The sequence below is a fragment of the Streptomyces sp. Je 1-79 genome (assembly GCF_025195125.1).
Lineage (GTDB): Bacteria > Actinomycetota > Actinomycetes > Streptomycetales > Streptomycetaceae > Streptomyces.
Window position 1 is genome coordinate 326094 of record NZ_JAMGSL010000002.1, and the last position, 26931, is coordinate 353024.

Sequence of the window (26931 nt, forward strand, 5' to 3'; positions counted from 1 at the left end):
CTCCCCGGGACGCTCAGAGCGTCTGCCACGGACCGAACTCCAGCCCCTGGACGCCCGTGCGCTGCCGGGTCACGCGCGGCGCCCCGTCCTCCCCCACTGTGGCGATCACCACACGGCCGAGACCGTCGAGCGCGACGGCGGGCGGGACGAGGGACCTGCCGCCCTGGGGCGACCACCACACACCCAGGTCCGGGCGGCCGTCCGCGTGGGCTCCGACCTCGGTGACTCCGTCGTGCCCCGGGCGGACCAGCACCGTGCAGCTCCAGCCGTCGACGCCGGCGCCCGCTACGCCCGCGACCGGCCCGCTTCCGTCGGCGCCGCCCAGACCGATCGGCGCGGGCGCGCCCGGCTGCCAGACGCAGACCTCGTTGGTCGCCGCGTACCGGTAGCGCAGCGCCCCCGCTTCGGGCGCCGCCGAGAGGCTGCCCGGCACGGCGCTCACCGGGATGTCCTCCGGCTCCGCCCACGTCCGGGACGCGCGGTCGTAGTGCCAGTGCACCGCGGCCACGCCGTCGCGCCGGCGGGCCACCAGCTCGACACCGCCGTCCCAACCCGGAAAGGCGGCCAACTCGTCCGCGACCCGGCAGCCCCTGAGGTGCTGCCAGGCGGACCAGTGGCCGTTCGCGTCCTGCCGCCGGGTGCTGATGCTCGCCCCGACGTTGCGCACGAATACATGGAGCGTGCCGTCGCCGTCGAACGCGGCCACGGGGAACCCGACCCGGCGCGCCTTGTGCCAGTCACGCGCGTTGGGGTTGCCCAGTTCCGCCCACGGGCCGAGCGCGCGCCCGCTCTGGTACTGGACGGCCGTGACGACCTCCAGTGCGCCCTCGTCCTCGTCGGCACCCTCGGTGCGGCGCAGCCCGAAGAGTCGTACATAGCCGTCGGCGCCCTGCAGCACGGCGAGTCCCGGCATGAGCTCGGGCGTCTCCAGGAGTACGGGGCCGGTCCACAGCGGGCCGCCCGAGGCGGCCTCGGTCCAGCGCAGCACACCCGCCGCGGAGAGCAGATGGACGGAGAGCCGGCCGTCCGCACCCCTGGTGAGCCAGCGGGCCGGGCGGGGGTACCGGGACGCGAGGCCGAGCGGGTCGCCGGGGTCGGCGGCCGCCCGCCGGCATTCCACGAACACCGGCCGTCCGGTGCGGTGCTGGTACCAGCGCGCCGCGCGTACCGCCGCCAGGGCGGCACGGCCGCGCGCGGGGGGCTCGACGACGGCGAACTTCCGGCCGCCGCGAGGACCGTCCTCGTCCACGGCCGTACTCGCGGGGTCGGGGTCCAGCGTGGCCACGCGCGTCGGCCCGAGTTCGCGGAAGGCCGCGCGGAGCGAGGCGTCGACGTCCCTGCCCCGGACGCCGAGGACGCGGGGCTCACCCGTGATCCGGTGCCCCCGCTGCCGCGCCTCGGCCAGGGCGCGCCCGAGGGCCTCGGACTCCCCGTCCGCTCCGGCGTCGAGAGAGATCACGGCGAGGGGGGCACCGGGAGGTTCCGTGGCGACCAGCGCCATCGCGTCGGCGGGTGTGGCGACGACGACGGCAAGACATCCCACGGACCCGGACGGACGGGGGCCGTCGGGCCGTTCGGCGACGGACGGGGAATCGCCGGCAGGACGGCTCGTCCGCATACGGCGACCGGTTCCTCGCGCCACGCCCTCCCCCTCTCCTCGAACCGTGGTTCGACCCTGGTTCACACCAGGTCCATCGGCAGTCGACCGAGTAGACGATAAGCGCTCGTTCGTTCGCCTGGAAAATCCCACATGACCCGAAGTCATACACCAGTACGAGTGTCGGCCTATACTTCACGCTTCACAGGAGCTTGAGCGCATCCTGATGCCCCGGGGGGGGTGCCGGGTCGCCGTAACCCGCAGCGGGTTCAGAATTCGAGGAAGCACGCGCGATGAGTCAGGACATACGTACGCCGGACGCCGGAACCGACGGCGGGAGCTCCGTCGGCCGCTCCCGCAAGGCACCGAAGCGCAAGCGCAGGACGGGGCGGATCGTCCTGCTGACGCTGCTCGTGCTCCTCCTCGCCGCGGGCGGCACGACGTACTGGATGTACAGCAGCCTCGACGGGAACATCAAGGCCGTCGACGTCGACAAGGCGCTCGGCGACGACCGTCCCCAGAAGCTCCCGACCGCCGGGCAGAACCTGCTGGTGCTCGGCTCGGACTCGCGCGCCGGGGACAACGCCGCACTGGACGGCGGGAAGGTGAGCGGCGCCCGCGCGGACACCGCGCTGGTGGTCCACATCCCGGAGGGCCGTACCAAGGCCGTCGCGATCAGCATCCCCCGCGACACGCTCGTCACCCGGCCCGAGTGCCAGAAGTCCGGGGGCGGCACCGCGCCCTCCGCGCAGCGCGTGATGTTCAACTCCGTGTTCGCGCAGTACGGGCCGGCCTGTGTGATGAAGACCGTCGAGAAGATGAGCGGCGTGCGGCTCGACCACTACCTGGAGATCGACTTCGCGGGCTTCAAGGACCTCGTGGACGCCATCGGCGGCGTCACCGTGGACATCGAGGAGCCCATCAAGGACGGTTCCGCGGGCCTCGACCTCGCCACCGGCCCGCAGCGGCTCGACGGCACACAGTCCCTGGCGTTCGTACGCACCCGGTACGGCATCGGCGACGGCAGCGACCTCGGCCGCATCAGCAACCAGCAGAAGTTCCTCACCGCGCTGCTGACCGAGGTCCGCGAGCAGGACCTGCTGGGCAGCCCCACCAAGACCTACAAGGTCGCCGACTCGGCGACCAAGGCGCTGACCACCGACTCCGGACTCGCCTCGCTCACCGCGCTCAGCGAGTTCGCCCGGTCCCTGAACGGGGTCGACCCGAGCAGCATGGAGACCATCATGCTGCCGGTCGCCTACGACAAGAAGGACCCGAACCGGGTGGTCGCGTACGAGCCCAACGCCTCCCGCCTGTGGAAGGCGCTCCGCGAGGACGCCGCCATCCCCGAGTCGGCGAAGAAGTCCCCCGCCACCGGCGGCTGACCGAGCGGCACGCAGGAGGCGGGGAAGGGGTGCGAACCGGTCTCTAGCCGGTTCGCACCCCTTCCGCCGTCACACCTCCACGTACGGCGCCGCGGTCACGGCGCGTCAGTACAGCGCTTCCTTGCCGGCCTTGCCCAGGCGGCTGTGGGAGCGGCCGTACAGGAAGTACACGACGATGCCGATGGCCATCCAGACCGCGAAGCGGAACCAGGTCTCGCCCGGCAGGTTCAGCATCAGCCACACCGACGCGGCGATGGACAGGATGGGGAGCACCGGGACCCACGGGGTACGGAAGGCGCGGTGCAGGTCGGGGCGGGTGCGGCGGAGCACCATCACGCCGAAGGCGACGACGACGAAGGCGAAGAGCGTGCCGATGTTCACCAGGGTCGCGAGCTCGTTGATGCTGGTGAAGCCGGCCACGATCGCGATGACCACGCCGAGCAGGATGGTCGGCCGGTACGGCGTCCTGAAGCGCGGGTGCGTGACGGAGAAGAACCGCGGAAGGAGCCCGTCGCGGCTCATCGCGAAGAACACCCGGGTCTGGCCGAGCAGCAGGATCAGGCAGACCGTGGTGAGGCCGACGGCGGCGCCGAAGCTGATCACGCCGGCGTAGAAGGGGTGTCCGACGGCCTTGAAGGCGTCGGCGAGCGGTGCGCTCACCGACAGCTCGCTGTAGTGCTGCATACCCGTCACGACCAGCGCGACGGCGACGTAGAGCACCGTGCAGATGAGGAGCGAGCCCAGGATGCCGCGCGGCATGTCGCGCTGCGGGAGCTTGGTCTCCTCGGCGGCGGTGGCGACCACGTCGAAGCCGATGAAGGCGAAGAAGACGACGGAGGCGGCGGTGAAGATGCCCATGACGCCGAAGTTGGTGGGCTCGTAGCCGAAGATCGTCTGGACCAGCGGTGCGTCCCAGGCGGACCCGCCGCCGGGCGGGGTGACCGCCTCCGGGATGAAGGGGTCGTAGTTGTCGCCCACGATGAAGAAGAGACCCGCGATGATCACGATCATCACGACCGTGACCTTGATGGCCACCACGATCGCGGTGATGCGGGCGGAGAGCTTCATGCCGAGGACGAGGACCACGGTCAGCACCAGCACCAGCAGGAAGGCCAGGATGTCGAAGGTGCCGCCGACCGCGTCGGGCCCTTGCAAGGCGGCCGGTAGATGCCAGTCCACGTTGTCCATCAGGGACCGTACGTAGCCGGACCAGCCCACCGCGACGACGGCCGTGCCGAGCGCGAACTCCAGGACGAGGTCCCAGCCGATGATCCAGGCCGGGAGTTCGCCGATGGAGGCGTACGCGAAGGTGTAGGCCGAACCGGCGACGGGGACCGTCGAGGCGAACTCGGCGTAGCACAGGGCCGCGAGCGCACAGACGATGCCGGCCGCGACGAAGGCCAGCGCGGTGGCCGGCCCCGCGTTCTCCTTGGCCACCTTGCCGGTGAGCACGAAGATGCCGGTGCCGATGATGACGCCGACGCCGAAGACCATCAGGTCCCAGGCGGAGAGAGATTTCTTGAGCGCGTGCTCGGGCTCCTCGGTGTCCCGGATCGACTGTTCGACCGTTTTGGTCCGGAACATCCCGGACGATCTGCTTGGCTGCTGGTCCGTGCTCACCGTCGTACCTCCGTGCCGTCGGTCCCAGCACCCATGATCGAGACCCCGAAGGGGTGGCGCGCGTCGAGGATGCGGGTTTCACACGAAAGGGCCGGTCGGTCACCCCGTAGGGTGCTCCGACCGGCCCAATGGTGACGCGCGGTGACGGCGGTCAGTCGCGCGCGGGCTCCACGGCCCGGCTGCTCTCCTCGTACCTGTTGTCCAGGCGCGACACCAGGCCGGTGACCTGACGGGCGATGTCCGGGGCGGTCAGGCCGATCTCGGCCATCACCTCGGCGCGGGAGGCGTGGTCGAGGAAGCGCGGCGGGATGCCGAAGTCGCGCAGCGGCACGTCCACTCCGGCGTCGCGCAGGGCCTGCGAGACGGCTGAGCCGACACCGCCCACACGGCTGTTGTCCTCCACCGTCACGACGACCCGGTGCCGCTCGGCGAGCGGGGCGAGCGCCTCGTCGACCGGCTTGACCCAGCGCGGGTCGACGACGGTCGTGGAGATGCCCTGCTTGTCGAGCAGGTCGGCGATGTCCAGGCACATCGGCGCCAGCGCGCCCACGGAGACCAGCAGGACGTCGGGCCTGTCGGTGCCGGGCTCGCGGAGCACGTCCATGCCGCCGACGCGGCGCAGGGCCGGTACGGCGGGGCCGACGGCGCCCTTGGAGAAGCGGACGACGGTCGGCGCGTCGGTGACGTCGACGGCCTCGCGCAGCTGGGCGCGGACCTGGTCGGCGTCGCGCGGCGCGGCGAGCCGCAGGCCGGGGACGACCTGAAGGATCGACATGTCCCACATGCCGTTGTGGGACGCGCCGTCGGTGCCGGTGATGCCGGCCCGGTCCAGGACGAAGGTGACGCCGCACTTGTGCAGGGCCACGTCCATCAGGACCTGGTCGAAGGCGCGGTTGAGGAAGGTCGCGTAGACCGCGAAGACCGGGTGGAGGCCGCCGGTCGCGAGGCCGGCCGCGGAGACCGCGCCGTGCTGCTCGGCGATGCCGACGTCGTACACCCGCTCGGGGAAGGCCTTGGCGAACTTGTCGAGGCCGACGGGCTGGAGCATGGCCGCGGTGATCGCGACGATGTCGTCGCGCTCCTTGCCGAGCTCGACCATCTCCTGGGCGAAGACACCCGTCCAGTCGGCTCCGGAGGAGGCGATCGGCAGACCGGTGTCGGGGTGGATCTTGCCGACCGCGTGGAAGCGGTCGGCCTCGTCCTGGAGGGCCGGCTGGTAGCCGCGGCCCTTCTCCGTGAGGCAGTGGACGATGACCGGGCCGCCGAAGCGCTTGGCGCGCGTCAGGGCGGACTCCAGGGCCTCGATGTCGTGGCCGTCGATGGGGCCGACGTACTTGAGGCCGAGGTCCTCGAACATGCCCTGCGGGGCGATGAAGTCCTTCAGGCCCTTCTTGGCGCCGTGCAGGGTCTCGTAGAGCGGCTTCCCGACGACGGGGGTGCGCTCCAGGATGTCCTTGCCGCGGGCGAGGAAGCGCTCGTAGCCGTCCGTCGTACGGAGGGTGGCCAGGTGGTTGGCGAGGCCGCCGATCGTGGGGGCGTAGGAGCGCTCGTTGTCGTTGACGACGATGACCAGCGGGCGGTCCTTGGCGGCGGCGATGTTGTTCAGCGCCTCCCAGGCCATACCGCCGGTGAGGGCTCCGTCACCGATGACGGCGACGACGTGGTCGTCCTTCCTGAGCACCTCGTTGGCCTTGGCCAGGCCGTCGGCCCAGCCGAGGACCGTGGAGGCGTGCGAGTTCTCGATGACGTCGTGCTCGGACTCCGCCTGCGAGGGGTAGCCGGACAGGCCGCCCTTCATCTTCAGCTTCGAGAAGTCCTGGCGGCCCGTGAGCAGCTTGTGGACGTAGCTCTGGTGGCCGGTGTCGAAGAGGACCTTGTCCTTCGGGGAGTCGAAGACGCGGTGCAGGGCGATGGTCAGCTCGACCACGCCGAGGTTGGGGCCGAGGTGGCCACCGGTCTTGGAGACGGCGTCCACGAGAAACGTCCGGATCTCCTCGGCCAGCTGGTCCAGCTGTTCCGGGGAGAGCCGGTCCAGATCGCGCGGTCCCCTGATACGGGTCAGCAATGCCACCCGTGCCTCCTTGCCATTGAGCTGGTCGAGCTTGCCGATTTGTCGAGTCTAATGTTCCGCCCCCGATCGTGGTCATCGGACAGCGGGGTGCGCGTCGCGCTCGTGGCCGACACACCGCTGAGCGTACGGGCGGTGCACAGGTCCAGACGCAGCAGTGCCCGGCACCGGTTCTCCGGCGCCGGACACTGTGGGGTTGCTAACGCCGAGGGCGCTACGCGCGGCCCGCGGTCTTCTGCGTACGGCGCGAGACCGAGTCGATCACGACGGCGGCGAGGAGCACCGCGCCGGTGATCATGTTCTGGATGGCGTTGGACATGCCGATCATGTTCAGACCCTGCTGGATCGACTGGATCACGATCATCCCCAGGAGTGCCGACCAGACCTTGCCCCGGCCGCCGAAGAGGCTGGTGCCACCGATGACGGCCGCCGCGATGACGAGCATCAGGGTGTTGCCGCCACCGAGGCTCTTGGTCGCGCCGCCGGAGAGGCTCGCGATGAAGAGGCCACCGAAGGCGCCGAGGGTGCCGGAGAGGGCGAAGACCGCGATCCGGATGCGGTCGACGTTGATGCCGGCGCGGCGGGCGGCCTCGGCGTTGCCGCCGACCGCGAAGACCTTGCGGCCGAAGAGCGTGCGGCGGGCGACGAAGTCGGCGATCACCAGGACGGCCACGAAGAGGACCAGGGCGAGCGGCAGGCCACGGGCGCCCTCCGGCTCGTTCATGACGTAGGCGACGGCGAAGACGAGGACCGCGACGACGGCCGTGCGCAGCACGATCTCGCTGAGGGGGCGGGCCGGCAGGGCCGCCGCCTTGCGGCGCTTGGTGTCGAGCAGCAGCGACCCGAGGTAGGCGAGCACGGCGACGAGGGCGAGGCCGTAGGCGGCCGCCTTGTCGGCGAAGAAGTAGTTGGTGAGGTTCTCCACGACACTGCCCGAGGGCGTGTTGATGGAGCCTTCCCCGCCCATCAGCCACTCCTGCATACCCATCCAGGCGAGGAAGCCCGCGAGGGTCACCACGAAGGCGGGGACGCCGATCTTGGCGAAGAAGAAGCCGTGCAGCGCGCCGATGGCGGTGCCGGTGAGCACCGCGAGCACGATGGACAGCCACTCGTTCATGCCGTTGCTGACCTGGAGGCCTGCCCAGACGGCCGCGCCGACGCCGGCGACGGAGCCGACCGACAGGTCGATCTCGCCCAGGATCAGTACGAAGACGATACCGACGGCCATGATGCCGAGGCCGGAGGCGTACACCGAGACGTTGGCGACGGAGCTCGCGGAGAGGAAGTTGCTGTTCTGGACCTGGAACACGACCGCGATGACGATCAGGCCCAGGACGACGGGCAGCGAGCCGAGCTCGCCACCGCGGACCTTGCGGCTGAACTCGGTCCAGTAGCCCTTGATGCCCTGCTCGCGGACCAGCAGGCGCGGGTCGACGGCGGGGATCGGGGCGGCGGAGGCCGCCGGGGCCTCCGCGGAGCGGGGCTTGGGGGTCTTGGCGAGGTCGCTCACTTCGCGTCCTCCTTCGTGGCCTGGCGCGCCTGGCGACGGGTCACGGCGTTGTCCGTGGCGCCCGTGATGGCCGCGATGATCGTCTCGTGGCTGGTCTCGGCGACCGGGAAGTCGCCGTTGTTGCGGCCCAGGCGCAGGACCGCGACGCGGTCCGCGACGGCGCGGACGTCAGCCATGTTGTGGCTGATGAGGATGACTCCGTGGCCGCGCTCGCGCAGCCGCTCCACGAGGTCGAGCACCTGTGCGGTCTGCTCGACGCCGAGGGCGGCGGTGGGCTCGTCCAGGATGACGATCTTCGGGTCGCCGATCAGGGCGCGGGCGATGGCCACGACCTGACGCTGACCGCCGGAGAGCGCCGCGACCGGGATGCGGACGGACGGGATCCGGATGGACAGGGTGTCCAGGAGCTCCTTGGCGCGCTTCTCCATGGCGATCTCGTCGAGGACGGAGCCGGAGCTCAGCTCGCTGCCGAGGAAGAGGTTGGCGACGACGTCGAGGTTGTCGCAGAGCGCCAGGTCCTGGTAGACGGTGGCGACCCCGAGGTTCTGGGCGTCGTGCGGCCTGGTGATCTGGACGGGGCGGCCGTCCCACTCGATGACGCCCTCGTCGATCGGGTGAACACCCGAGATCGTCTTGACGAGGGTCGACTTGCCGGCGCCGTTGTCGCCGACCAGGGCGACGACCTCACCGGCGTGGATCTCCAGTTCTACGTCGGTGAGCACCTGGACGGCGCCGAACCGCTTGGAGACTCCGCGCAACGCCAGCACGGGCGTAGCGGACACGTGAATCATCTCCTTCGCCGCCTGACCGGCGGGGATGGTGGTGCGAGAGAGCACAGAGGGGGCTGTGAGAGGAGTCCGGCGCCCCCGCCCCCGCTTGCGGGGCGTTGAACGGGGCGGGGTGGCGCCGGACCGGAACCGGGGGCCGTACGGAGGAGGTCAGTGGGTCCGAAGGCCGTACCGGCAGCGGGTGTTACTTGATGCCCGCCGCGTCGCAGGCCGCCTGGTACTCGCCGGCGCAGAGGGCCGCGGCCTCGTAGACGCCGTCGGCGATGATCGTGGAGCCGATGTTCTCCTTGGTCACGACCTGCGCGTCGTACAGCTTCGCCGGGATGTCCTTGAACTCACCGGTCAGGCTGGTGACCTTGGTGGGGACCAGGTCGTCGATCTTCTCGCCCTTGAGCAGGCGGACCGCGATCTCGGCCGTGGTCTCGGCCTCGGGCTTGATCTGCTTGTAGATCGTGAAGGACTGGTCGCCCTTCAGGATGCGCTGCAGACCGGCGAGCTCGGCGTCCTGGCCGCCGACCGGGACCTTGATGCCCTGCTTGGAGAGGGCAGTGATGATGCCGCCGGCCATGCCGTCGTTGGCCGAGTAGACGCCCTGGAAGCCGTCCTTGCCCAGCGAGTCGATGGCGGCACCCATCTTCTTGTTGGCCTCGTCGGGCGACCAGTCCGGGATGTCCTGCTCGTAGACGACCTTCTTGACGGCCGAGTCGAGGACGCTGTGGGCGCCCTTCTTGAAGAGCGGGGCGTTCGGGTCGGTCGGCGAGCCGTTGATCATGACAACGTTGGCGTCCTTGGCCTTGTCGCCGAGCGCCTTCACCAGGCCCTCGCCCTGCAGGCGGCCGATCTTCTCGTTGTCGTAGCTGACGTAGGCGGAGATCGGGCCCTCGGCCAGACGGTCGTACGCGACGACCTTGACGCCCTTCTTCTCGGCCTGCTGGACCCAGGACTTGGTGGCCTTGTAGTCGACCGAGTCCAGGATGATGACCTTCACGCCCTGCGTCACCAGCGCGTCGAACTGCTTCTTCTGCGTCTCGGTGTCCTGCGCGGCGTTGTTGTACTTGACCTCGCAGTCCGAGCAGAGAGCCTCGATCTTCGCCTCGATGATCGGGCGGTCGAAGGTCTCGTAGCGCGTGGTCTTGTTCTCCGGAAGCAGCAGACCGATGGTCTTGCCGTCGCCGCCGCTCCCGTTACCCGAGTCGCTGTCGCCCGCCTTGCCACAGGCGGCGACGGAGAGGGCCATGGAAACCGCGGCCGTGCCTATGACGATGCGACGCGTCACTGCGTTCATGTGGGGTTGCCTCCCTGACGAGGCCGCGACATTGCGGCCGAGGTGGCTGGAAGTCAACTCGGCCGCGACGTCACCGTCAAGAAGTAAATCCTTAACGAGATGGCAACGGTGCCATTCGTTATCTAAGTGAAGGCAGGACTGGCGGCGCTCGCGGCGCTGGGCAGAGCACTCTCAAGGAGGGTCGAATCGCCCATCTCGCTCAGTACGAGAGCCAGCGCGCCGAGCACCTCCGCGCGCCCGCCGAGCGCTCCGGGAGCGAGCGACAACTGCCGTGCGGCGCTGGGGATGGCGTACCGCGAGACGGAGTCCCGGATCGGCGCGAGCACCAGCTCGCCGGCCTCGGCGAGGTCGCCGCCCAGGACCACCCTGCTGGGGTTCAGGAGGTTGCAGAGGTTGGCGACACCGCTGCCGATGTGGCGGCCGACGTCGGCGATCACCCGGCGGCAGCCGGGATCGCCCTCACGGGCCAGCTGGACGACCCGTTCCATCGTCAGATCGGGGCCGTGACCGGGCTGGAGCAGGGGCAGGACGTAGCGGGCGGCCGCGAAGGTCTCCAGGCAGCCCCGGTTGCCGCAACGGCAGACAGGGCCGGACTCGTCGAGCGTGATGTGCCCGATCTCGCCGGCGGTGCCGCCGGGCCCCCGGTAGACCCGTCCGTCGATGACGAGGCCCGCGCCGACGCCGCTGGCGACCTTGATGTAGGCCAGGTCCTTCACCCCGCGGCCGCTGCCCCAGACGAGCTCGCCGAGCGCGCCGAGGTTGGCGTCGTTGTCGACGTACACGGGGACGCCGAGCCGGCCCGAGAGCTCCTCTGCCGGGTTGATGCCGCTCCAGCCCGGCAGGATCGACGTGGAGCCCAGCGTGCCCGAGGAGACGTCGATCGGGCCCGGTACGCCGAGGCCGACGCCGACGACCTTGTCACGGCCGATGCCGGTCGCCCCGATCAGCCGCATGACCAGGCGTTCCGCCCGGTCGAAGCCCTCGGCGGAGGAGGCGTCGACGTCCAGCGGCTCGGACTCCTCGGCCAGCACCTGGTGGGCGAGGTTGCCCACGGCGACCCGCAGATGGGTGTGGCCGAAGTCGACGCCGATGACGATGCCCGCGTCACCGGAGAGCGAGACGCTGCGGGCCCGGCGGCCGCCCGCGGAGGTGGGGGTGACCTCGACGGTTCCGCCGTCCTTCAGCTCCCGCACGATGTTGGAGACCGTGGCGGCGGACAGGCCGGTCGCCCGGGCGATCTCCGCCTGCGTGAGCGAGCCCGCCATGCGTACCGCACGGACGACCCGTTCGAGATTGGCCCTGTGCAGAGATGTCTGCGAACCCGGAGTCTCCATCGACTCATCCACTCCCGCCTGCGACGGACGGTGTGATCACCGCCCCCGATGCCGGGGGCACACCTGTGAGACCCCGGCCTGTTCTCCAACTTGTGAACTCTAAGATGAGCCTTTGGGGTTGTCCCCCGTCAAGACCTTGAGCCAGAGGAGGCTCGGATGAGCTCGGCGGCGACACCGCCTCCGGTCCGGCCGGGAACGGGCGGGGACCGACGCTCGCGGTGATACCTCAGGATACCCGGCTTCGGGGGTGAACACGCAGGTCAACGCGGGTACGGGCGCTCCGCGCGGGGGACGTGGCCCGGCCCTGGGCGGGGCTTTCGGACCGGGAGGGCGGCGGGTGGTCCGTACTCGGTTCGAGATGTCCTCGTGACCCCGGCTTGTCCGTCTTTCGGCCGGTGCGGCGGTGGATTCGGCCGGGCCCTGGACACCGCCGCGGCGCGACCGAGGGCGGCCCCTGTGCGCAGGGGCCGCCCTCGGGGCGTTCGGGACCGTCACCTCACCGGGGGACCGTCACCTCACCAGGGGACCGTCACCTCACCGGGGGACCGTCACCTCACCGGCGCCGTCACTTCACCGCGCCGGCGGTCAGACCGGCGACCACCTGGCGCTGGAAGACGATGTACGCGACGAGAACGGGGAGCATGGCCATGACCAGGCCGGCGAACAGGCCCGACCAGTCGCCCTTGTATCCCTGGCTGACGGCGAGCTGGACCAGCCCCTGGGAGAGCACCTTCTGGTCCTGCTCGGTGTTGAGCACGGTGGGCAGCAGGTACTGGTTCCACTGGCCCAGGAAGTTGAAGATGCCCACGCTGATCAGGCCCGGCTTGGCCATCGGCAGCATCACCTGGAAGAAGGTCCGGGTGTGTGAGGCGCCGTCCATGAAGGCCGCTTCCGCCACCGAGGTCGGCAGGGTGCGGAAGAAGGCGGTGAGGAAGAAGACCGTGAACGGCAGCGAGTACGCGATGTAGACCAGGATGAGGCCGTGCAGCGTGTTGAGCAGGGCCATGTTCTGCAGTACGTAGAACAGCGGCACGAGCGCCAGGATGATCGGGAAGCTCATCCCGCCGATGAAGAGGAAGTAGATGAAGCGGTTGCCCGGGAAGTCGAAGCGGGCCAGCACGTAGGCCGCCATCGAACCGAAGAGCAGCGTGCCGATGAGCGACCCGCCCACCACCAGGACGGTGTTCAGGAAGTAGTCGCTCATGTGCGCCTCGGTCCAGGCGCGCGACCAGTTCTCGAAGTGCAGCTTGTCGGGCAGCGCCCAGGGCGAGGTGAAGATCGCCCGGTCGGTCTTGAAGGAGGTCATGACCGCCCACAGCAGCGGCATGACCACCATGATCGCCCAGACGATCAGGATGCCGTGGGAGAAGACGTTGAGGGTCGCGCCCTCCGCCTTGCTCGTCCTGCGCGGAGCGGGAGGCGCGCTCGTCGTCACCTTCGTGACGCCGGGCTCGGGGGGCTCGGGCAGCGCCGCGCCGGCCGGAGGGGTGTCGATGGCTTTCACCGGAGGTCACCTCGTGCTGTCGTGCCGGCCACCGCGACCGAGCTGCTTGCGTGCTGAAGGTCCGGGGGCTGTCCGCCGGGAAGACACAGCATCAGTACTCCAGCCGCTCGCGCCGGCCGAGCCGCATCACGACGGCCGCGAAGAGCAGCGTCACGACGAGCAGCGCGACACCGATCGTGGTCGCGTAGGCGGCCTGACCGTCACGGAAGGCCTTCTGGTACACGTACAGCGGCATCACGATGGTGGAGTAGTCCGGCCCGCCGCCGTTGGGGCCGACCGTCATGATCTGGACGACGGCGAAGGACTCGGCGCCGAGCGCCAGGATGCCCATGTAGATCCAGCCGGACTGCACGGTGTCCCAGAGCAGCGGCAGCGTGATCTTGAAGAAGGTGGTGAAACGGTTCGCGCCGTCGAGCAGCGCCGCCTCGTAGAAGTCCTTGGGGATCGAGGCCATGCCCGCCGAGAAGAGCACCACGAAGAAGCCGACCGTGGACCAGACGAGGACGACCATCACACAGATGAGGGCCAGGTTCGGGTCGCCCAGCCAGTCGGGCTGGATGCTGCCGAGTCCGACTCCCTTGAGGACCGAGTTGATGGCTCCGCTGTTGGGGTTGTACGCGAACTGGAAGAGAAGCGCCACGATCGCGATGGACAGCACCTGCGGGAAGAAGTACACGATCTTGTAGAAGGACGAACCGCGCACACCGGCGACGGCCGCCCCCCGGCGGCGCCGACCGCCCACATTGAGCATGAACGCGAAGAACAGCGCCAGGCCGACGGTGACCAGCGGCAGCACGACCGCGAAGGTCAGGCTGTGCTGGAGCGATTTCCAGAACACCTCGTCGTCGAGCATGCGGCTGTAGTTGTCGAACCCGACCATCCGGAATTCGGGGCTGAGACCGCTCCAGTCCGTGAACGAGTAGTAGATGGACTGGACGAAGGGCCAGATGACGAACAACGCGTACATGGCCAGGGGGACCGCCAGGAACCCCACGATGAAACGGTACTTGCCGTGTTGCATTCCTACCGACCCCGATCTTCCCGCGGAGTAGCCGCTGGTGCCGTGCGTGGCGTGAGTGCCGTACGCAAGGAGCCGGGGCCCGCTCCCGGTCGGCGGGAAGGGGCCCCGGCACAGCTCACTGGTGCTTGTAGTGCTTGATGGAGGAGTCCTTGGCCGCCTCGTCGGCGAACTTCTGGATCTTCTTGATCGTCTCGGCCGGGGTCGCCCGGCCGGCCATCATCTCGCCGATGCCGGCGACTCCGATCTTCTCCTTCTGCAGCGCCACGTACCAGTCCTGCAGACGCGGGTTGACGACGTTCTGTCCGGCCTTGTCGAGGGCCGCGACACCGGACTTCAGACCCGGGGTCAGCTCGATGCCGTCCGTGCCGCCGTTGAACGCGGTCAGCGACTTCACCGACTGGGTGAAGTTCTTCGAGGAGGCCTCGCTGAGCATGATGCGCAGCTGCTCCATGCCGCCCTCGGCGTTCTTCGCCTTGGCCGGGACGATGAAGGGCTCACCGCCGGAGGCCCAGATCGTGCCGAACGGCATCTTGTCGGAGGAGTCGATGCCGGTCGGGGCGGAGACGGCGAGGTCGAAGTCCTTCGGCATGGTCTTCGCCGCCTCGTTCTCCACCCACGAGCCGTTCGGGATGAAGAGCGCCTTGCCCTCGGTCCAGGCCGTCTGCGACTGGATGTGGTCGAGGCCCGGGGTGCCCTGGAGGATGTAGCCCTTGCGCTGGAGCTCGTAGTACGCCTCGAAACAGGCCTTGACGGCGGGGTGCTCCCAGGCCTTCGGCTCCAGGTTGTCGATCGCGTCCAGGACCTCGCGGCCACCGACCTTGCCGATCATCGGGTACAGCGAGAAGGGGACGTAGTACGGGTGCTTGCCGGCGTACGTCCAGCCCGCGATGCCCTTCTTCTTGGCCTTCTCGCAGACGGCCAGCATCTCGTCCCAGGTCTCGGGGTACTTCGCGTCGAGCGAGTCCAGCAGCTTCTGGGAGTACCAGACGCCGTAGATCGTGTACGCGTAGTAGAGGATCCAGACCGGGGCGCCGTCGAACTGGCCCATCTCCACGATGCCCGGGCGCAGGGTGTCGCGGACCTTCTTGCTCGGGTCGTCGATCGAGGCGGCGTCGAGCAGCGCGGTGAGGTCGGTCAGCTGCTTCTGGCCGACGAGGACACCCATGTCCATCTGCTCGGCGCCGGAGTTGTCGATGAGGTCCGGCGGGTTGCCGCCGTTGAACCGCGGCTGCAGCTCGGTGGTGATCTTCTGGGTGGCGGTGAACTTGACCTTGGCCTGTGGATAGGTGCTCTCGTAGACCTTCACCGCGTCCTTGGCGTACTGCTGGCCGAAGCCTCCGTCGAAGAGGACGAAGTCGAGCGGAGCCGACCCGTTGACGCCGAGCGGGTTCTTCTCGGACTTGGTGCCCTTCTCGACCTTGTCGCCACCGTCGGAGGTGCCGCCGCTGGCGCAGGCGGAAAGGAAGCTCATCGTCGGCACCGAGATCAGACCGAGAGCGGCGGACCGCTTGATCAGATCGCGGCGGCCGAGGCCCTCGTCGTTGTGCGCGGAGGTGGATCCCATGCTCAAGTCCTCGCCTTCATTCAGGACTCAGGCGGTGTACCGGTCGCCCGTTTTCTGATCGCCACAGGCGAAGGGCCCCGCCACCGCATTCGAATGCAGCTTGGGTCGTACACGTACAGACGTCGTGCCGTCGAGCACGTGGTGACGACGGTCCGGACGCCGACAGGTATAGTCCACTTCCCTTCTTCTGAGCAAGATCGAAAGCAGGTTTGCGCGGCAGTCTTTCCCGAGTTGAGACCTCGCGGATTATGAAGGCGCATCTATGCCGATTCCTCCCCCGACTTGCCGTCAACACCCTTGACACCGTCAGCCACTTGGCCCCCTACTGGAGCCTGCGACTTTCGATTGACAACGTTGTCCAAATCCAGTGGCAGGAGCGGCGGCACGGCATGGAGCCCAGAATTCGCACCCGATCACGGTCCCGGAACCCTCGCTTCAGAGCCGCCGCGCTGATCGCGTCGACGGCCCTGGTACTCAGCTCGGCGCCCTCGGTGGCACAGGCACTTCCCGGCCAAACGAACATATCCACCCGGGAGTTCGCCACCTCCTTCGAATCGGACGAAACTCAGCCCACTTGGCGTAATACGGTGGACGTCGGAGCGGACGGCGCCCAGCGTGCCTCGGGGGTGGACGGCGGCTTCGCCAGTGGAATACCGGGCAATGTCACCGACAAGGTGGTGTCGCTGCGGGCCAGTGGTGAGAACGCGGGCTCCGGAGAGACCAAGGAGAACCTGGTCGATCTCCAGCCCTCCACGAAATGGCTGGTCTTCGAGCCGACCGCCTGGATCGAGTTCGATCTGGACGAGCCGGTCAAGGTGGTCACGTACGCGCTGACGTCGGCGAACGACGCGGCCGAGCGCGACCCTCGGGACTGGACCCTGAAGGGCTCGGCGGACGGCAAGGAGTGGACGGTCCTCGACAGCCGCGAGGGTCAGAGCTTCGCCAAGCGCTTCGAGACGAAGACGTACGAATTCGCCAACGACACGGCATACGCCCACTACCGGCTCGAGTTCACGAAGAACGCCGGCGCGAGCCTCACCCAGCTGGCGGACGTTCAGTTCTCGAACGGTGACACCTCCTCCCCCGTGCCCGAGGAGATGCGCAGCCATGTCGACCGCGGCCCCGGCGGGTCGCCGACCGCCAAGGCGAACGCCGGCTTCACCGGGACGCGCGCGCTGCGCTACGCCGGTACGCACAAGCCGGACGGCCGGGCGTACTCGTACAACAAGATCTTCGACGTGGACACCCGGATCGCCCGGGACACCGAGCTGTCGTACCGGATCTTCCCGTCCCTGCCCGAGACGGATCTCCATTACCCCGCCACGAACGTGGCGGTGGACCTGGCCTTCACCGACGGCACCTATCTGAGCGACCTCGGGGCCACCGACTCCCACGGCGGGCTGCTCTCCCCCCGGGGCCAGGGCGCGGCCAAGCGGCTCTACGTCAACCAGTGGAACCAGGTGACCTCCGGGATCGGCACGGTCGCGGCCGGCAAGACCGTGGACCGGATCCTGGTCGCGTACGACTCCCCCAGGGGTCCGGCGAAGTTCCAGGGCTGGATCGACGACATCTCGCTGAAGGCCAGGGCCCCCGAGAAGCGGCTGGACCGGCTCTCCGACTACGCCTCCACCACCCGCGGCACGAACTCCAGCGGCTCCTTCTCGCGCGGCAACACCTTCCCCGCGACCGCCGTCCCGCACGGCTTCAACTTCTGGACGCCGGTGACCAACGCGGCCTCCAGGAGCTGGCTGTACGAGTACGCGCGCGGCAACAACGCGGACAACCTGCCGACGGTGCAGGCCTTCGCCGCGAGCCATGAGCCGAGCCCCTGGATGGGCGACCGGCAGACCTTCCAGGTGATGCCGTCGGCGGCGGCCGGCACTCCGGCGACGGACCGGGTCGAGCGGGCGCTCGCCTTCCGCCACGAGAAGGAGACGGCCCGCCCGCACTACTACGGCGTGACGTTCGAGAACGGCCTGAAGGCCGAGATCACCCCGACCGACCACGCGGCGCTGATGCGCTTCACCTATCCGGGCGACGACGCGAGCGTCGTCCTCGACAACGTCACGGCGGAGGGCGGCCTGACCCTCGACGCGGCGAACAGCTCCTTCACCGGCTTCTCGGACGTCAAGAGCGGACTGTCGACGGGCGCCACCCGGATGTTCGTGTACGGCGTCTTCGACGCGCCGGTCACATCCTCCGCGGCCGAGGGCGTCAGGGGCCTGCTCCGCTTCGACGCCGGGGGGGACCGCACGGTGAGCCTGCGGATCGCGACCTCGCTGATCTCCGTCGACCAGGCGAAGGCGAACCTCGCGGACGAGCTCCCGGCCGGCAGCCGCTTCGAGCGCGTGAAGGAGCGGGCGCAGGACGCCTGGGACGAGGTCCTGGGCCGGGTGGAGGTCGAGGGGGCCACCCACGACCAGCTGGTGACCCTCTACTCCAGCCTCTACCGGCTCTACCTCTACCCGAACTCCGGATTCGAGAAGGTCGGTTCGAAGCACCGGTACGCCAGCCCCTTCTCTCCCATGACCGGCCCGGACACCCCCACCCATACCGGGGCAAAGGTCGTGGACGGGAAGGTGTACGTCAACAACGGCTTCTGGGACACCTATCGGACGACCTGGCCGGCCTACTCCTTCCTCACCCCGAGGAAGGCCGGTGAGCTGGTCGACGGTTTCGTTCAGCAGTACAAGGACGGCGGCTGGATCTCCCGCTGGTCCTCCCCCGGCTACGCCGACCTGATGACCGGCACCTCCTCCGACGTGGCCTTCGCCGACGCGTTCGTCAAGGGCGTCGACTTCGACGCGGAGGCGGCGTACGAGGCGGCGCTGAAGAACGCCACCGTCGTGGCGCCGAGCCGGGGCGTGGGCCGCAAGGGGATGGAGACCTCCCCCTTCCTCGGCTACGCGTCGACCGAGACGCACGAGGGCCTCTCCTGGTCCCTGGAGGGCTGTCTCAACGACTACGGCATCGCGAAGATGGCGCAGGCGCTGCACAAGAAGACCGGGAAGAAGCGGTACGAGGAGGAGGCGGCGTACTTCCTCTCCCGCGCCCAGAGCTATGTCTCCCTCTTCGACAAGAAGGCCGGCTTCTTCCAGGGCCGTGACCTGAAGGGCGACTGGCGGGTGCCCTCGGAGAGTTACGACCCGAGGATCTGGGGTCACGACTACACCGAGACCAACGGCTGGGGCTACGCCTTCACGGCCCCGCAGGACTCGCGCGGACTCGCCGCGCTGTACGGCGGCCGCAAGGGCCTCGGGCAGAAGCTGGACACCTACTTCTCCACGCCCGAGACCGCGAGCCCGGAGTTCGTCGGCTCGTACGGCAGCGTCATCCACGAGATGACCGAGGCCCGTGACGTCCGGATGGGCATGTACGGCCACTCCAACCAGGTCGCCCACCACGTCCCGTACATGTACAACGCGGCCGGACAGCCCTGGAAGACGCAGGAGAAGGTCCGCGAGGTGCTCTCCCGGCTCTACACGGGAAGCGAGATCGGGCAGGGGTACCACGGCGACGAGGACAACGGCGAGCAGTCGGCCTGGTACCTCTTCTCCGCGCTCGGCTTCTATCCGCTGGTCATGGGCAGCGGGGAGTACGCGATCGGCTCGCCGCTCTTCACCAAGGCGACGATCCGGACGGACGAAGGCCGCAAGCTCGTCGTCGAGGCCCCGCGCAACAGCGCCAGGAACCTGTACGTGCAGGGCGTGAAGCTGAACGGCAAGCGCTGGAACTCCACCGCGCTGCCGCACGACCTGCTGGCCAGGGGCGGCACGCTGACCTTCGAGATGGGGTCGAAGCCCTCGTCCTGGGGCACGGGCGCGCAGGCGGGCCCGGTCTCGATCACCCCGGCCGGCAAGGCCCCGGCGCCGCGCACGGACGCGACCACCGGCACCGGCGCGCTCGTCGACAACACCTCGGCGACGTCGGCGGCGCTGACCTCGGTCGAGCTGCCGGTCACGGAGAAGACGCGCGCGGTGCAGTACACGCTGACGTCGGCGGCGGCGGAATCGGCGCCTACCGGGTGGGTGTTGCAGGGCTCCAGGGACGGACAGAAGTGGACAGACCTGGACAAGCGGACCGGGGAGACCTTCACTTGGGACCGCCAGACCCGGGCGTTCACGGTCCGGGCACCGGGCTCGTACACGACCTACCGTCTGGTTCTCGGCCAGGAGGCGCAGTTGGCGGAAGTGGAGCTGCTCCGCTAACAAAGGGCGAACAGGAGCTTCTAACCGAAACAGTTCTGTCACAAACGAATTGACCCGTGAAGATCCTGTGCGAGGATCCTTGGGAATGAGTGGTCCGCCGCGCCCTCGATCGGGCGCGGCGGACCCGTTTCCACCAGAGATCTGGAGTCTTACGTGGCCAATTCTTCTGGCCTGAACACCACGGGCATCCTGTCCCGTGTCACGGTCGCGGCGATAACCGCGGCCCTGGTCGCCACGACCACGTCGGCCGTCGCGGCCGACCAGCCGAAGGCCGCCGAGCGCGCCGTGGCGGCGCCGTCCGCCTCCGCGTTCAACACGGAGTCCGCGGCCGACGCTCCGATCAACGGCCTGTACGGCGTCACCAGCGGCGGCGACCTCTACGTCTACCTGCCGAACGGCGAGGGCGGCCTGGACAGCCGTCTCCTCAACGGCTACGGCTGGAACTACGCCAAGCACATGACGCAGGCCGACCACGACGCCGACGGCAGCTCCGACGCCATCTGGAGCGTCACCAACGGCAACCTGGAGCACACCGCCTGGGGTGAGGACCCGGTCACCATCGGCGGCGGCTGGGGCATCTACAACAAGGTGACCTCCGCGGGCAACCTCGGTGGCGCCGGTGCCGACGACCTGCTCGCGCGGGACGCCTCCGGCAAGCTGTACCTGTACCTGGGCTACGGCAACGGCAAGCTGACCTCGCGCAAGCTGGTCGGCAGCGGCTGGGGCCAGTACAACCAGATCACCGGCAAGGGTGACCTGACGAACGACGGCAAGGCCGACATCGTCGCGCGCGACGGCTCGGGCAACCTGTACCTGTACAAGGGCACCGGTAGCTCCACGACCCCGTTCGCCGGGCGCGTCAAGATCGGCAGCGGCTGGAACATGTTCAACAACCTCGTCTCGGTCGGCGACATCGACTTCGACGGCATCACGGACCTCGTCGCCCGTGACAACGCCGGCGCGCTGTACCTGTACAAGGGCACCGGCAACGCCGCGAGCGTGTTCAAGCCGCGCGTGAAGATCGGCACCAGCGGCTGGAACACCTACCGCCTGCTGTTCTGATCGACCTGGCTGTACTGATCGACCTGCTGTTCTGATCGACCTGCTGTTCTGATCGACGTCCTCGGCGTCCGACGAACAGGTGAACGGGCCCCGCTCCTCTTCCGGGGAGCGGGGCCCGCTTGCCTTGGCGGCCGCGGACCTCTATCCACCACAGAGACTGGAGACTTACGTGGCCAACTCCTCTGGCCTGAACACCGCGGGCATCCTGTCCCGTGTCACGGTCGCGACGATAACGGCGGCGCTGGTCGCCACGACGACGAGCGCGGTCGCGGCCGACGCCCCGAATCCCGCGGAGAAGGCCGCCGCGGCGGCCACCAAGCCCGTGCAGGCACCGAAGGCGGGCATCGCCTCCACGGCCGCCGAGGCCGACTACCGCTGGCTGGGCGCCGTCACCGGCAACACCCTGTACTGGTACTCCCCGGACAGCACGGGCGGTTACGACTCCCGCATCTGGCAGACCGACACGTGGGGCGACGTCAAGCACGCCCAGCAGGCCGACAACGACGGTGACGGTCTCGCCGACGACCTCTGGGTGTGGACCACCGACGGCACCCTCGGCTACGCCGACGGTGACACGGCGGACGACGGCATCACCGTCGGCAAGGGCTGGAACATCTACAACAAGGTCCTGGTCCCGGGCAACCTCGGTGGCGCGGCCGCTCCGGACCTGCTCGCCCGTGACACGTCGGGCAACCTGTACATCTACCTCGGTTACGGCACCGGCAAGCTGACCGGTCGCACCCTGGTCGGCGGCGGCTGGGGCCAGTACACCCAGATCACCGGCGCCGGCGACCTGAGCGGTGACGGCCTGGCCGACATCGTCGCGCGCGACGGCTCGGGCACGCTGTGGCTGTACAAGGGCACCGGCAACCAGAAGTCCCCGTTCTCCGCCCGCACCAAGGTCGGCACCGGCTGGAACATGTTCAACAACCTCACGGCCGTGAGCGACCTGGACTTCGACGGTCTCGGCGACCTGGTCGCGCGGGACACGTCCGGCAAGCTGTACCGCTACTCGGGCACCGGCGACGCCGCCGCCCCGTTCAAGCCGCGTGTCCTCATCGGCAGCGGTGGCTGGAACACGTACCGCCTCATGTTCTGATCGACGCCCTCGGCGTCCGACGGACACAGAACGAACGGGCCCCGCTCCTCTCGTCGAGGAGCGGGGCCCGCTTCGTGTGTCACCCGATGCGTCAGCCGCGGATCAGGTTGCGCAGCACGTACTGCATGATGCCGCCGTTGCGGTAGTAGTCCGCCTCACCGGGGGTGTCGATGCGGACGACCGCGTCGAACTCGACACCGGTGTCGGTGGTGACCTTGACCGTGCGCGGCGTGGTGCCGTTGTTGAGCTCCTCGACGCCGGTGAAGGAGAAGGTCTCCTCGCCGGTCAGGCCGAGGGACGCGGCCGAGGCGCCCTCCGGGAACTGGAGCGGCAGGACGCCCATGCCGATGAGGTTCGAGCGGTGGATGCGCTCGTACGACTCGGCGATGACGGCCTTCACGCCGAGCAGCGCGGTGCCCTTGGCGGCCCAGTCGCGGGACGAGCCGGAGCCGTACTCCTTGCCCGCCAGGATCGCGAGCGGGGTGCCCTGCTCGATGTAGTTGCGGGAGGCGTCGTAGATGAAGGAGACGGGGGCGTCCTCCTGCGTGAAGTCGCGGGTGTAGCCGCCCTCGGTGCCCGGCGCGATCTGGTTGCGCAGGCGGATGTTGGCGAACGTACCGCGGATCATGACCTCGTGGTTGCCTCGGCGCGAGCCGTAGGAGTTGAAGTCACGACGCTCCACACCGTGCTCGGTGAGGTACTTGCCGGCCGGGGTGTCGGCCTTGATGGCACCGGCCGGGGAGATGTGGTCGGTGGTGACCGAGTCGCCCAGCTTGGCCAGGACGCGCGCGCCGACGATGTCGGTGACCGGGGTGGTCTCCATCGTCATGCCCTCGAAGTAGGGGGGCTTGCGGACGTAGGTGGACTCGGTGTCCCACTCGAAGGTGTTGCCGGTCGGGATCGGCAGCGCCTGCCACTGGGCGTCGCCCGCGAAGACGTCCTGGTAGGACTTGTTGAACATGTCCTCGCCGATGGCGTTGGCGACGACGTCGTTCACCTCGGCCTCGGAGGGCCAGATGTCCGCCAGGTAGACCGGCTTGCCCTCGGTGTCGGTGCCGAGCGCGTCCTTGGTGATGTCCACCTTCATGGAGCCCGCGAGGGCGTACGCGACGACCAGCGGCGGGGAGGCCAGGTAGTTCATCTTGACGTCGGGGTTGATACGGCCCTCGAAGTTCCGGTTGCCGGAGAGGACCGAGGTGACCGCGAGGTCGTGCTCGTTGACGGCCTTGGAGACCTCCTCCGGCAGCGGGCCGGAGTTGCCGATGCAGGTGGTGCAGCCGTAGCCGACGAGGTTGAAGCCGACCTTGTCGAGGTACGGGGTCAGGCCCGCCTTGTCGAAGTAGTCGGTGACGACCTTCGAGCCCGGGGCGAGGGTGGTCTTGACCCACGGCTTGCGGGTCAGGCCCTTCTCCACGGCCTTCTTCGCGACGAGCGCGGCGGCGACCATGACGTACGGGTTCGAGGTGTTGGTGCAGGAGGTGATCGCGGCGACGGTGACGGCGCCGTGGTCGATCTCGTACGTCGAGCCGTCGGGGGCGGTCACGGTGACCGGCTTCGACGGGGCGCCGTTGGGGTGGTTCGCCGGGGCGTCGGAGGCCGGGAAGGACTCCTTGCCCGCCTCGTCCACGTCGTCCACGTAGTTGCGGACGTCCTGGGCGAACTGCTGGGCGGCGTTCGCGAGGACGATGCGGTCCTGCGGGCGCTTCGGGCCGGCGATGGAGGGGACGACCGTGGAGAGGTCGAGCTCCAGCTTCTCGGAGAAGTCGGGCTCGGCGGACGGGTCCAGCCAGAGGCCCTGCTCCTTGGCGTACGCCTCGACGAGCGCGACCTGCTGCTCGGAACGGCCGGTGAGCTTGAGGTACTTCAGCGTCTCGCCGTCGATCGGGAAGATCGCGGCGGTGGAGCCGAACTCCGGCGACATGTTGCCGATGGTGGCGCGGTTGGCGAGCGAGGTGGCGGCCACACCCTCGCCGTAGAACTCGACGAACTTGCCGACGACGCCGTGCTTGCGCAGCATCTCGGTGATCGTGAGGACGAGGTCGGTGGCGGTGGTGCCGGCCGGGAGCTCGCCGGTCAGCTTGAAGCCGACGACGCGCGGGATCAGCATGGAGACCGGCTGGCCGAGCATGGCGGCCTCGGCCTCGATGCCGCCGACGCCCCAGCCGAGCACACCGAGGCCGTTGACCATGGTGGTGTGCGAGTCGGTGCCGACGAGGGTGTCGGGGTACGCCTGGCCGTTGCGGACCATGACCGTACGGGCCAGGTGCTCGATGTTCACCTGGTGGACGATGCCGGTGCCGGGCGGGACGACCTTGAAGTCGTCGAAGGCGGTCTGGCCCCAGCGCAGGAACTGGTAGCGCTCCTTGTTGCGGCCGTACTCCAGCTCGACGTTCTGGCCGAAGGCGTCCTTCGTGCCGAACTTGTCGGCGATGACGGAGTGGTCGATGACCAGCTCGGCCGGGGAGAGCGGGTTGACCTTCGCCGGGTCGCCACCGAGCTCCTTGACGGCCTCACGCATGGTGGCGAGGTCGACGACGCAGGGAACGCCGGTGAAGTCCTGCATGATCACGCGGGCCGGCGTGAACTGGATCTCCTGGTTCGGCTGGGCCTGCGAGTCCCAGGCGCCGATGGCCCGGATGTGGTCGGCGGTGATGTTCGCGCCGTCCTCGGTGCGGAGCAGGTTCTCCAGGAGGACCTTCAGGCTGTAGGGAAGGCGCGCGGAGCCCTCGACCTTGTCCAGCTTGAAGATCTCGTACGACTCGTCGCCCACGCGCAGCGTGCTGCGGGCGTCGAAGCTGTTCGCCGACACGACAGTCTCCTTCATCAATGTGCGCGTATTACCGCCATGCTGCCGCCACGACTCCTCGCCGATCCGCTAAGGTAAGACTTAGTTAGGTAACCCTTACCGGGTGGGCGGCTGCGGTGCGCCGTAAGCAGTTATCTCGATGTCGAGATAACTCTAGTGCATCCCCGCCGCTCGGTCATGCCCGGCATGCGTGTGATCGGCGTCATCCGTGCGGAACGCGCGGCGGTACGTGCCCGCGGCTGCCATGACCGCCCGCTCAGTCGGCGGACCGGGCCTCGTCCGGAACGGGGAGGGCCCCGTCGAAGTTCGCGCCGGTGAGGATCGCCCCGGTGAGGTCGGCTCCGAGGAGGGTCGCCTTCGAGAGGTTCGCGTCGGTCAGGTTAGCCCGGGTGAGCTTGGCATCGCCGAGATTCGCGCCCGCCAGGTTCGCTCCCGTCAGGTTCGCGCCGGTCAGATCGACGTCCCACATCACGGTGTCGCTCAGGTCGGCTCCGCCGAGAGTCGCGCCGCTGAGGTCCGCCTGCCACATCTCGGCTCCGGACAGTCTCGCCCTGGTCAGGTTCGCCTTCACGAGATCGGCGCCGTACAACTGGGCCCCTCGCAGGTCGGCGCGGGCCAGAATCGCCCCGGAGAGGTCGGCGTCGGTCAGGTCCGCCGCGGTCAGGGACGCGTCCCGCAGGTCCGCGTCCCGCAGGGCGATGCCGGTCAGATCCGCCTCGTCGAGTGCCGCGTCGTCGAGCTGCGCCCTCTCCAGACTCGTCGTGCCCTCCAGCCGCACCCGCGCCAGGTTCCCTTCCCGCAGGTCCGCCCCGTCCAGGTCCACGTCGACCAGCCGGGAATCCGCCAGGTTCACTCCGCGTCCCGACGCCTGGTTGAGATCCACGCCCGTGAGTGTCGCCTTCCGCAGATCCGCCCGGATGAGCCTCGCGAAGTCGAGTGACGGGCGGACGGCATCCGGAGACCTCCCCGACGGCGCGACCTCCCGCCCGAGTTCGATGCCGCGCAGATCCGCGCCCGTCCAGTCGACCTTCGCCGTCCCGTCCTCGCCTCTGGGGCGGGCCGCCAGGACCTCGGCCACGGCTTTCACGTCGGCGGCCGGGGAAGGACTCTCGCCCGCCTCCATGGTCGCGAAGCCGCCCGCGGGGACGCCCGTGTGGGTACGCACGTACGCCGACAGAACCGAGATCACCCTCGCCTGATCGCGAGGCGAGTCCTGCATGATGCGCTCCAGTGCGTAGATGCCCCCGAACTTCACATCCGGCGAGGCCGTGCCCAAGTGCGTGATCGCCGCACTGAAGCGATCCGTGAGCTGGCCCTCCTCCGCGATCCGCAGCTCCTCCCGGGTCTGGCCCACCGACATCCAGGTGAACAGCAGAGCCCCCAGGGCCGCCAGGCCCGGCAGGCCGGCCGCCAGGGTGAGCCACTTGGTACTGCCGTCGGCACCGCCGCCCCGCGACGCACTCCTTCGCGGAGCCGCCTCTCGCCTCGTCGCCCCGTGTCGTCGCCGTGGCCGCCGGACTCTCATCTCCTCATGGCACAGGAAGACCAAGGATCGCGCATGCCCGCGGGGCCGTGTCAGCGACTCCGCCCGGATCGTTCGCGCAAGGTCCGCGCACCCGCCCCGACCTTCGCGGCCCGACCCCCGTACGGGTGCGGATCGATTGCCGCGGGCGTGCGGCGGGTCGAGGATCGGACCATGTTCAGCGGCGCGCATGTGATTCTCTACACCCCGGACGCGGACGCCGACCGGGCGTTCCTGAAGGACGCCCTGGGGTTCGAGCACGTCGACGCGGGCGGGGGCTGGCTCGTCTTCCGGCTGCCGCCGGCCGAACTCGCCGTCCATCCCACGGCGGACGAGCCGAAGCACGAGTTCTATCTGATGTGCGACGACCTCACCGAAACGCTCGCCGCGCTCAGGGAGCACGGGGCCGAGACGTCGGAGCCCAGCGACCAGGGCTGGGGGCTGCTCGCCTCCGTGCGCCTGCCGAGCGGGTCCGAACTGCCCCTGTATGAGCCCCGTCACCCCACTACTCACGGTTCGTCACCCTGAAGGCCCACCCTCGCGAGCCGCATCTCATAT

At 69.1% G+C, this 26931-nt stretch carries 17 protein-coding genes; 5 read left to right on the forward strand and 12 right to left on the reverse strand.

Going from position 1 to position 26931, the window contains the following annotated elements; genetic code table 11:
* Positions 1-13 precede the first annotated feature (13 nt).
* A complete protein-coding gene (locus M5362_RS04390) occupies positions 14-1543 on the reverse strand; it encodes a hypothetical protein (RefSeq protein ID WP_260225959.1) in 1530 nt (509 codons plus the stop codon).
* 347 nt (positions 1544-1890) lie between these two features.
* Here M5362_RS04390 and M5362_RS04395 point away from each other — a divergent pair, with 347 nt between their 5' ends.
* Positions 1891-2982, forward strand: coding sequence for an LCP family protein (locus M5362_RS04395; protein ID WP_260225960.1), 1092 nt, complete (start codon positions 1891-1893; stop codon positions 2980-2982).
* A 105-nt stretch (positions 2983-3087) separates the two neighbouring features.
* Here M5362_RS04395 and M5362_RS04400 read toward each other — a convergent pair whose 3' ends face one another.
* The 9 genes from M5362_RS04400 to ngcE all read right to left on the reverse strand — a co-directional run bounded on the left by M5362_RS04400 (position 3088) and on the right by ngcE (position 15676).
* A complete protein-coding gene (locus tag M5362_RS04400; protein WP_260225961.1) occupies positions 3088-4566 on the reverse strand; it encodes an amino acid permease in 1479 nt (492 codons plus the stop codon).
* Positions 4567-4753: 187 nt separating this feature from the next.
* Entirely contained in the window at positions 4754-6673 is a 1920-nt protein-coding gene (gene dxs, locus M5362_RS04405; RefSeq protein ID WP_260225962.1) for a 1-deoxy-D-xylulose-5-phosphate synthase, read from the reverse strand.
* 211 nt (positions 6674-6884) lie between these two features.
* Complete coding sequence (locus M5362_RS04410; RefSeq protein WP_260225963.1) at positions 6885-8180, reverse strand: sugar ABC transporter permease; 1296 nt, start codon at positions 8178-8180, stop codon at positions 6885-6887.
* Positions 8177-8971 carry an ATP-binding cassette domain-containing protein gene (locus M5362_RS04415; RefSeq protein WP_260225964.1) on the reverse strand — a complete coding sequence of 265 codons (795 nt, stop codon included), beginning with the start codon at positions 8969-8971 and terminating at the stop codon, positions 8177-8179. Before M5362_RS04415 ends, M5362_RS04410 begins: the two co-directional genes overlap by 4 nt.
* Positions 8972-9152: 181 nt before the next feature.
* On the reverse strand, positions 9153-10253 hold the full coding sequence (locus tag M5362_RS04420) for a substrate-binding domain-containing protein (protein ID WP_260225965.1): 1101 nt from the start codon (positions 10251-10253) through the stop codon (positions 9153-9155).
* A 122-nt stretch (positions 10254-10375) separates the two neighbouring features.
* Complete coding sequence (locus M5362_RS04425; RefSeq protein ID WP_260225966.1) at positions 10376-11587, reverse strand: ROK family transcriptional regulator; 1212 nt, start codon at positions 11585-11587, stop codon at positions 10376-10378.
* 565 nt (positions 11588-12152) lie between these two features.
* Positions 12153-13091, reverse strand: coding sequence for a carbohydrate ABC transporter permease (locus tag M5362_RS04430; protein WP_374214404.1), 939 nt, complete (start codon positions 13089-13091; stop codon positions 12153-12155).
* 91 nt (positions 13092-13182) lie between these two features.
* Positions 13183-14112: a carbohydrate ABC transporter permease gene (locus tag M5362_RS04435; RefSeq protein WP_260225967.1), complete on the reverse strand. Its 930-nt coding sequence runs from the start codon at positions 14110-14112 to the stop codon at positions 13183-13185.
* A 115-nt stretch (positions 14113-14227) separates the two neighbouring features.
* The gene (gene ngcE, locus M5362_RS04440; protein WP_260225968.1) at positions 14228-15676 is read right to left on the reverse strand and encodes an N-acetylglucosamine/diacetylchitobiose ABC transporter substrate-binding protein; all 1449 of its coding nucleotides are present in this window, start codon (positions 15674-15676) and stop codon (positions 14228-14230) included.
* Positions 15677-16065: 389 nt separating this feature from the next.
* On the opposite strand from ngcE, the gene M5362_RS04445 reads away from it, so the two are divergent.
* The 3 genes from M5362_RS04445 to M5362_RS04455 all read left to right on the forward strand — a co-directional run bounded on the left by M5362_RS04445 (position 16066) and on the right by M5362_RS04455 (position 22045).
* A complete protein-coding gene (locus M5362_RS04445) occupies positions 16066-19884 on the forward strand; it encodes a GH92 family glycosyl hydrolase (RefSeq protein ID WP_260226167.1) in 3819 nt (1272 codons plus the stop codon).
* Positions 19885-20037: 153 nt separating this feature from the next.
* Positions 20038-20946, forward strand: a complete 909-nt coding sequence (locus tag M5362_RS04450) for a VCBS repeat-containing protein (RefSeq protein ID WP_260225969.1) — start codon at positions 20038-20040, stop codon at positions 20944-20946.
* A 169-nt stretch (positions 20947-21115) separates the two neighbouring features.
* Complete coding sequence (locus tag M5362_RS04455) at positions 21116-22045, forward strand: VCBS repeat-containing protein (protein ID WP_260225970.1); 930 nt, start codon at positions 21116-21118, stop codon at positions 22043-22045.
* A 91-nt stretch (positions 22046-22136) separates the two neighbouring features.
* Here M5362_RS04455 and acnA read toward each other — a convergent pair whose 3' ends face one another.
* Positions 22137-24854, reverse strand: a complete 2718-nt coding sequence (gene acnA / locus M5362_RS04460; RefSeq protein ID WP_308354845.1) for an aconitate hydratase AcnA — start codon at positions 24852-24854, stop codon at positions 22137-22139.
* A gap of 253 nt (positions 24855-25107) precedes the next feature.
* Entirely contained in the window at positions 25108-26205 is a 1098-nt protein-coding gene (locus M5362_RS04465) for a pentapeptide repeat-containing protein (RefSeq protein ID WP_260225972.1), read from the reverse strand.
* 342 nt (positions 26206-26547) lie between these two features.
* Here M5362_RS04465 and M5362_RS04470 point away from each other — a divergent pair, with 342 nt between their 5' ends.
* Positions 26548-26901, forward strand: a complete 354-nt coding sequence (locus M5362_RS04470; RefSeq protein ID WP_260225973.1) for a VOC family protein — start codon at positions 26548-26550, stop codon at positions 26899-26901.
* Positions 26902-26931 lie beyond the last annotated feature (30 nt).